This window comes from Aurantimonas marianensis, assembly GCF_024195285.1.
In the GTDB taxonomy this organism is placed as follows: Bacteria; Pseudomonadota; Alphaproteobacteria; order Rhizobiales; family Rhizobiaceae; genus Aurantimonas; species Aurantimonas marianensis.
On record NZ_JALHBS010000066.1, the window covers coordinates 1 to 7,859 of the forward strand.

Here is a 7,859-nt window from a genome sequence, read left to right on the forward strand (position 1 = left end):
CCTCTACAACACGGTCGGGCTTTCTTGCAGGTTCGTCACGATTCCGTCGCAATCGCTCGCACCTGGCTGCGCATTCCCTCATAGAGTCGTTCGACGTCCTCCCGCCGACACAATCCCGTACCGGCTGATAGGACGGCGGCAGCGCCGGCGGCCATGCCATAGGCGAATGCGTCTTCGGAATCGCGCCCTTGAGCCAAGCCTAAGGTCATGGCCGCGGCAAAGCTGTCGCCGGCACCGACGGCACTTTTTGCAACTACGTCAGGCGCGGCCAGGCGCAGCATGCCTTGGCTGGTCGCGAGCAGCGCACCATCACGGCCCAAGGTCAGCGCGACCAGTTCGGCCCGCCCGAGCGGATCAGCTCTCGCGCCGCTTGCTCCTGCGACGCTTGGTCGGAAAGCTTCCGATCGATCAGGGTCTCGAGTTCACCGAGACTGGGTTTCACCAGATGGAGGCCGCGTGCGAGCCCGGCACGAAGCGCGCTTCCCGAGGGATCGAGCACAAGCTTGGCGCCCTTGCGGCGGGCGAGGTCCGCCACGGCGACGTAGAAATCATCGGGGACGCCGCGCGGCAGGCTGCCGCTCGCGACGATGTAGTCGCAGTCAAGATCCTCCAGCGATTCCAGGAACACTCTCCATTCCGATTCCCCGACCAAGGGGCCAGTGGGCACGAAGCGGTATTCCTGGCCGCTCGATCGCTCATAGACTGCGTGGCTGATGCGGGTGTGGTCCTGGATCGGGACGCGCCGCCGCGGGATGGCCGCGGCGTCGAGCAGGTCGTCGAGAACGCCGCCGGTCGCGCCGCCTGCGAGATAGATGGCGAGCGTCGGGCCGCCGAGTTCCTGGACGACCCGCGCGACGTTGATGCCGCCGCCACCCGGATCGTAGCGTTCGTCCGAGGTCCGGATCTTGTAGATAGGACGTACGACCTCCGCCTCGGCGGCGCCATCGACCGACGGGTTCAAGGTCAATGTGACGATGGCTTTCATCTCATAAATCCTCACGATCGTCGTGCTACAGGGTGGCGGCGCAGTTCAAGTGCATGGCGGCATGCAGGATTTCCCCACCGGGATTGGCAAGACACATCTAAACCGACGCCACCACCCTGAAGCGGGTCGGGGCGATAGCTAGAAGGACGGCGCTCGAGCGTGTCCATTACGCCTCGGCATAATGACAAGCTCGGTTGCCCGGACGTACGAAGCGCTCTCAGGAGGGAGAAGCACGGCGGTCGTCCCAAAAACGTAGTCCCGGCCCTCCCGACTGTAAGACCGGCGCTACCTCTTGCGTCCTTATCTTCGACATGCGCGATCAACGGTGCGGCCAAGTTCCGATCCGACCTGCATTTGCAGTGGCGCTGCAAAGCCGTCTCAACCTGTTCTTCCGTGATCTATCGGCGCGAGATCTATTGGCTTTGCTTCGCCGGAAGTCGCTGCGCGATCCACTAACGCAGCCTCGCAGGGGACGGTCCTTCCATCCTCGTCCATCGGCGAAGTGCGAAATCATGATCACACAGCCGCTGAAACAAGAGTTCGAGATGTCCCTCAACGCCACATGGCCAAACCGGGACATAGCCTATCGAGAGGAGGAGTATTCCAGAATTACGGAACCGGAAATTGCGCAAATCTAACTCTAAATAGACAAAAGCAGCGACAGCGACGAATGACGATCGATGTGCGACATCTCGATTACCTTGTCGCCGCCGCCGAGAGCGGGAGTTTCCGACGGGCCGCAGAAGCGCTTCATGTGCGACAGTCGAGCGTCAGCCGGGCAATCCGACAACTCGAGGATGATCTGGGTGTCTCGCTGTTCGAACGACGAGCTACGGGTGCACATCTGACGGACGCCGGACGGCGCCTACTGCGCGAGGTGCGACCAGCGCTGGAGCAACTTGAGTTCGCCCGCAAGGCAGCGACCGCCGCTGGCCGCGCGGAGATTGGCGTCGTGCGCGTCGGGATTCTCACCTCGCTCGCCGGAGGATTCTTAAGGGAACTCGTTCGCTACTACGGCCACCGGCACCCTGAAATCACGATCGACATCCGGGATGGCGGCCGTAACGATCATGTCAGCGCGATCAGGAGACGAAAGCTGGATGTGGCGTTCGTGACCGGAGATCGTGGCATTGCAGATTGTCAGATCGCCACTTTGGGAGGAGAGGGTTCACGTCGCGCTTCCTGAGGGACATGACTTGGCCGGCAGAAGGCAGGTCGACTGGCCCGACCTGCAAAGCGAGTGCTTTATCGTTAGCCGGTCTGCGCCCGGACCGGAGGTGCACGATTACATCGTCCGCAGGGCTGCCGACTATAGCACCTACCCGAAGGTCCTCTACAAGGCGGTGGTGCAGGAGACACTGATGAACCTCGTTGGCCTTGGGCACGGGATCACGTTGGTGTCTGCTGCTTGGGCGGATGTAAAGCTCCCCGATCTCGTGCTGCGTCCTTTGAGCGATCCGGCCGACATCGTGCCGTTCAGCGCCGTCTGGTCCCCGGCGAACGATAATCCCGCCCTGCGTCGTTTCATCAGCGTCGCCCATACCTTGGCCGGACGCGTTCGGCGCGGCTCCTCCGATTGGGCGCGAGAAGCGCTGGCGCTCAATCGAACTGGGCGCGAGTCTTCCGCAAGCGGGCAAAAGCCCGATCCGTCGCCATGAATCGCTTCAGCATGGGCGGAATGAGCTTAGTCGGTTCCGGCGTCGGCTGACCCGTTTCCCGGGCCATGATCTCCGCATAGGCGAGAAGGTCGCGATGGACCTCCGGGGCAAGCTCCACGGTCAGTTTGACGGGCTTGTCGTCAGGAACCGACGAGAGCTTCAGCTTGGTTGTCATGGCTCAGCCTCCATAGGGTTCGAGGACGAGATCGCGGGTGACGATAACGCGCACCGGGAATCCCGGCCGGATCGTCAGTGTCGGCCTGACCTGTAACTGCCGCTGGACGATCTGCTGGCCCGCATCGTTGATCGTGTCTTGGGCGCCGTTGCGGATCGCCTGAATCAGGCGCTCGTCATCATCCTTGATCAGTTCCGCGCCGACCGAGAGCAGCGTCGAGAGCCCGGCGGCCTTGGCTAGGTCCCACCAGTGATAGTCGACCCCGTCCTCCAGGCCGGCATAGCCCTGCGTGTCGGCCCCCGGTTGGCGTTCCAAGACGATGGAGCGGCCATTGGGAAAAATCAGCCGGTTCCAGACGAGGAGCACGCGTCTATCGCCGAAGCCGACGTCACTGCTGTACTCGCCGATGATGCGTGTGCCCTGCGGGATCAGCACCATGCTGCCGGTCGGACTGTCATAGATGTGCTGGGTGACCTGTGCCGTGATCTGGCCGGGAAGATCGGAGCGGATGCCGGTGATGAGTGCGGCCGGAATGACCGAACCGGCCTGCAATACGAAGGGTGAGGCTGGCGCCATCACACGATCGGGCGCCACGGTGCGCCGGTCCACGGGACCGTTGAGGAAAGCGAGATCGCTGCTCTGAGCGGCTGGCTGCTGCGCGCCGAGGTTAAGCCCTGCGATCGGTGACGTTGGGGTTTCGCGCGCCGCACCTGGTGCGGTCTGGAAGAAGACCCGGCTCGTACGCGCCGCCTCTTCCTCGGCCAGGCGCCGCTGCTCCTCCGGATCGACAGCTGGTGCTTTGATGGCCGGCGGCGGGACGGGCTGGCCCCGTTGCTGGGCGTCGAGGATCGGGCGACCGAGATCGCCGGGCAGTGGTGGACCGAGCACCGGACCGGTGTAGTCACGGGGCAGTTCGTTCAATCCATCGGCAGTGTTGCGGTTCTCGGTCGAATAGAGTTCGTCACCGCCGATTCCGATTTCTGGTGTCTGAAGCGCATAGATCAGGGCGCCACCGATACCGAGGGATCCCACCAGACCGAGACCAGCCAGAACCCGGCGCGAGAGCCTCGTGACGCGCGGCGGGGTACCCCGCAGCCGCATCGGCTCTGCCGTGTCGGCAGCCGGCGCATCGAGCGGCACCCCTTCCTCCTTGGTGTCGTCGATCTCGCTCATGATCCGGGTCTCCCGTCGGTTCGCACGATCCTGACGGTCTGCTGGCGGTCACCGCTGCCCAGGCGCAACTCGGCGGCCGCAAAGATGCGATCCACGATCAGGATGTTTCGGTAGATGCGGCTGTTGACGATCTCCGGCTCGCCATCCGAGCCGAGCACGAAGAGCGGCGGCATCTCGCCCTGCACGATCCCGGCGGGGAAGACGATATAGACCCGACGGCCATCGTCGAAGACCGAGACCGGCCGCCAGGGCGGGCTGTCGCCCTGGAGACCGTAGCGGTAATGCCGCGCGGAGGCCGCGGGAAGCCTCGGCGTGGTCGGTGTCGCGCGCTGCGCGGCGGGCGGCTGCGGATAGGCCCAGGCGACGGCCGGCATGTAGGGATCGTCGCGGGACCGCAGTTCGATCATGTAGGTGCGCCGATCGGTGGTGATGACCAGATTGGTCGCGATGTCCGGCCGCGTCGGCTTGACGAGGATGTGGACGCGCCGGGTTGTCCCGGAGCCGCTTTCGGTATCGCCGATGATCCAGCGGGCGGTGTCGCCGGCGGCGATCGGACCGGCCCCGGTCAGCGCTTCGCCGGGTTCGAGCGCGATATTGGTGATCTGGCCGGGCGCGGCATAGACCTGATAGAGGGCGCCGTCGCTCCAGGGATAGATCTGGATCGCGTTGTAATAGGCCTCGCGGCGGGGCTCGACGCGCGCGGCGGCATTGGCATTCTCAACCTGGCCGGTCGGCGTGGAGGCATCCGAACCACCTCGTGCAACGGTCCAGGCCGGTGGCGTATGGAGCGCCTGCGGTCGTTCGTCGGTCGCTGGTCGCGGTGCGGCGGGCAGCGGCGGCACCGTGTCATCGTAGCTGATTTCCGGCGGGCGGTAGGTGGCGCATCCACCGAGCGTGGCGGCGGAAAGCAGTACAAGCATGAGTGCGGATTTGCGGAGAACCGGAAGTGCGGGATTGCGGAAGATCGTGCTCATTGGCCCATCTCCCGCGACCAGTTGATGGCGTTGACATAGATACCAAGCGGGTTGGCGCGCAGCCTCTCGGCATCGCGCGGGGGCTGGATGACGATGGTGAGGATCGCAGTCCATCGCTCGGTCGCTGAGAGTTGGCCGTTTTCGTAGTGCCGCTCTGTCCAGGCGACGCGAAAGGAGTTCGGCGAGGCCCGGATGACGCTGGAGACCTCGACCGCGACCTGGCTCCGCCCGACCTTCGAGAAGGGATCGTTGGCGCGAGCGTAGTCATTGAGCGCAAGCGCGCCACGGTTAGTGGTGAACTCATAGGCGCGCAGCCAGTTCTGACGCACAATGATCGCGTCGGCCGGTATCGCGCGAACCTGCTCGATGAAGCGTGCGAGATGGAAGGCGATCTGCGGATCGCTCGGCTCGAAGCTGGCCTCCGCCGGGCCGACCGCATGCGCCTCGCCAAGATTGTCGACCTCCACAACCCAAGGCACGACCGTGCCGGTCGTGGACTGCCAGACCAGGGCGCCGGCAAATCCGCCGGACAGGATCAGGCAGCCGAAGGCCATCAGACGCCAATTGCGCGCCTGCACCCGCGCCGAACCGATGCGCTCGTCCCAGACCTGGGCCGCGCGCTGGTATGGCGTCTCAGGCTCGGGGGACTTGCCGTAATGGGTGGTGGATCGTTTGAAGAAGCTCATGAGCGGTTCCCTTCGGAGAGATTGACGGAGCTGGCGCCGCCATGGCTGTCGCCGGAGCGCACGGCGTGCGCGGCGACCTGGACACCGTGGGAGAGACGCTGCGAGCGCTTCATGCGCTTTGCCCAATCGGGCGGACCGTCGGTAGTGGAGGAAGTCGGTGAAGCGGCCGTACTGGCGGAACTGGCGGCACCGCCCATAGTCCCGCCTGTCGTCTCGAAAGCAGACCGGGCGCCCGACTGGAAACTCTGTTGTATGCTTCCCGCGGCTTTGGCCCCGGCGCGCCGCAACGGAGATTTGGCGGCGCGCGCGCCTGTGCTCGCCACGGCGCCGAGACCGGAAGCCACACCACCCGCACCCGATTGTCCTGCCGAACCGAGGCTGTATGCCGTCGAGGCTCCGCCTGCGGCCGCGGCGCCGCCGCGCGCGGCCGCCGCCGTACCGGAGAGCGCCATGCTGCCCCCTCTGGCGACGAGCCCGGCTGCGCCCGCACCTGCGAGTGCGGCACCGCCGACGGCCAGGCCCGTACCGACTGCGGCGCCCGCGCCGAGCTGCGGTCCGCCGGAGACGATGCCGTTGGCGATGCCCGGGCCGAAAATTCCAAGTCCGAGGAGGGAAAGGGCCGCGAGCACCACGGCCATGGCCTCGTCGATCGTCGGCGTGACGCCGCCGAAGCCGGCGGTGAACTGCGAGAACAGGGTCGAGCCGATGCCGATGATGACGGCAAGGACCAGCACCTTGATGCCGGACGAGATCACATTGCCCAGCACCCGTTCAGCCATGAAGGCGGTCTTGCCGAACAGCCCGAACGGAATGAGCACGAAACCGGCGAGCGTCGTCAGCTTGAACTCGATCAGGGTGATGAAGAGCTGGATGGAAAGGATGAAGAAGGCGAGAAGGACCAGCGCCCAGGCGAAGAGCAGGCAGGCGATCTGGATGAAGTTTTCGAAGAAGGCGACCCAGCCCATGAGGTCGGAGATGGATTCGAGCAGCGGCCTCGCGGCATCGAGGCCGGTCTGGGCGACACGGCCCGGCCGCATCAGATCGGCGGCGGAAAAGCCGGTGCCCGACGCCATCAGGCCGAGACCGGCGAAGCTCTCGAAGACGATGCGGGCGAGGTTGTTCCAGTTGCCGATGATGTAGGCGAAGACGCCGACGAACAGGGTCTTCTTCACCAGGCGAGCGATGATGCCGTCGTCGGCGCCCCAGGACCAGAAGAGTGCGGCGAGCGTCACGTCGATGACGATCAGCGTCGTCGCGATGAACGCCACCTCCCCACCGAGCAGACCGAAGCCGCTATCGATATAGCTGGTGAAGACCCCGAGGAAATTGTCGATGACGCCCGTGCCGCCCATGGATCCCTAGTCCTCGCTGCTCTGGGGGGTGACGGGGGTCGGCGTGCGACCGAGGAAGCGATCGCGGGTTTCCGCCCAGGTGCGCAGACATTCGGGATCGTTTGCGGCGGCCTCTCCCATCTGCTGGCAGCGGCGCTGGGCTGCGCGCAGCGGGTCGACGGAAGGAGCCAGCGCCGGCGCAGAGCCCGGTCGCACCGGCTCATCCTTGCGCGTCATCTGGATCACCGTCGCCGTGATGGCGAAGGCGACGAAGACGATTGCTCCGATCCGCGCGAGGGTCTTGCCTTCCATCTCTTCCCCCCTTTCGGGCCCCTCGGCCCGTCAGTTGCCGCTGTTGAACATCTGCGCGTTGCCGGGCTGGTAGCCACTGCCGGGCGTCAGGAAGCGCTCGCGCTGAACGCGGCCCTGTTCGGCCGCGGCCGCACGTTCTGCATCGGTGAGCGCCAGAGCCCGGCCATTGGCGGCGACGACGGCGGTGAGGTCGGCGAGTTGCTGGGCCTGCAACGCGAGGAGCTGGTTGCCGGCCTGGGTCGCCTGCAGCGCGCCCGTCGCGCCTTGGCTCTGGCCGACCAGCGCGGACATCTGCGCACGGTTGGTCTCGATGTTCCCGACGACGCCGGCCTGGACACGCATCGCGTCCTGCAGACCGCCGACGGTGTTCTCCCAGCGTGAGCGCGCATCGGCGACGAGCTGCTGCTCGGAGGCGTTCATGTCGATATTGGCGTAGTTCTGCTGGAAGGCCTGGTCGATCTGCTGGACGTCGAAGGCGATGTTCTGCGCCTGCTGAAGCAGGGACTGCGTTCTTCCCACCGCCTGCTGGATCTGCTGCAAGGAGGAATGCGGCAGGCTCGCGAGG

Annotated in this window: 9 protein-coding genes and 1 pseudogene; 1 reads left to right on the forward strand and 9 read right to left on the reverse strand. The window is 65.5% G+C overall.

Annotated elements, in window-relative coordinates; all coding sequences use genetic code 11:
• Positions 1-35 precede the first annotated feature (35 nt).
• Together MJ956_RS11300 and MJ956_RS11305 are read right to left on the reverse strand one after the other, a co-directional pair.
• On the reverse strand, positions 36-281 hold the full coding sequence (locus MJ956_RS11300) for a PfkB family carbohydrate kinase (protein ID WP_253964568.1): 246 nt from the start codon (positions 279-281) through the stop codon (positions 36-38).
• A gap of 41 nt (positions 282-322) precedes the next feature.
• Positions 323-985 carry a 1-phosphofructokinase family hexose kinase gene (locus MJ956_RS11305; protein WP_253964569.1) on the reverse strand — a complete coding sequence of 221 codons (663 nt, stop codon included), beginning with the start codon at positions 983-985 and terminating at the stop codon, positions 323-325.
• Positions 986-1,655: 670 nt separating this feature from the next.
• On the opposite strand from MJ956_RS11305, the pseudogene MJ956_RS11310 reads away from it, so the two are divergent.
• A pseudogene (locus tag MJ956_RS11310) lies at positions 1,656-2,643 on the forward strand (LysR family transcriptional regulator).
• Here MJ956_RS11310 and MJ956_RS11315 read toward each other — a convergent pair.
• From MJ956_RS11315 to trbJ, 7 genes are all read right to left on the reverse strand, one after another.
• Positions 2,585-2,818, reverse strand: coding sequence for a DUF2274 domain-containing protein (locus MJ956_RS11315; protein ID WP_253964570.1), 234 nt, complete (start codon positions 2,816-2,818; stop codon positions 2,585-2,587). The pseudogene MJ956_RS11310 and the gene MJ956_RS11315 sit on opposite strands and share 59 nt — an antisense overlap.
• 3 nt (positions 2,819-2,821) lie before the next feature.
• Positions 2,822-3,991: a TraB/TrbI/VirB10 family type IV secretion system protein gene (locus MJ956_RS11320; protein WP_253964571.1), complete on the reverse strand. Its 1,170-nt coding sequence runs from the start codon at positions 3,989-3,991 to the stop codon at positions 2,822-2,824.
• Positions 3,988-4,965 (reverse strand): P-type conjugative transfer protein TrbG, encoded by a 978-nt coding sequence (gene trbG / locus MJ956_RS11325; RefSeq protein WP_253964572.1) that lies wholly within the window; start codon positions 4,963-4,965, stop codon positions 3,988-3,990. Before trbG ends, MJ956_RS11320 begins: the two co-directional genes overlap by 4 nt.
• Positions 4,962-5,651 carry a conjugal transfer protein TrbF gene (gene trbF, locus MJ956_RS11330; RefSeq protein ID WP_253964573.1) on the reverse strand — a complete coding sequence of 230 codons (690 nt, stop codon included), beginning with the start codon at positions 5,649-5,651 and terminating at the stop codon, positions 4,962-4,964. The genes trbG and trbF overlap by 4 nt, the downstream gene beginning before the upstream one ends.
• Positions 5,648-7,003 (reverse strand): P-type conjugative transfer protein TrbL, encoded by a 1,356-nt coding sequence (trbL, locus tag MJ956_RS11335; protein WP_253964574.1) that lies wholly within the window; start codon positions 7,001-7,003, stop codon positions 5,648-5,650. The genes trbF and trbL overlap by 4 nt, the downstream gene beginning before the upstream one ends.
• Before the next feature lie 6 nt (positions 7,004-7,009).
• The gene (trbK-alt, locus tag MJ956_RS11340; RefSeq protein WP_253964575.1) at positions 7,010-7,294 is read right to left on the reverse strand and encodes a putative entry exclusion protein TrbK-alt; all 285 of its coding nucleotides are present in this window, start codon (positions 7,292-7,294) and stop codon (positions 7,010-7,012) included.
• Positions 7,295-7,324: 30 nt separating this feature from the next.
• A partial coding sequence (gene trbJ, locus MJ956_RS11345) for a P-type conjugative transfer protein TrbJ (protein WP_253964576.1) occupies positions 7,325-7,859 on the reverse strand: 535 nt, incomplete at its 5' end.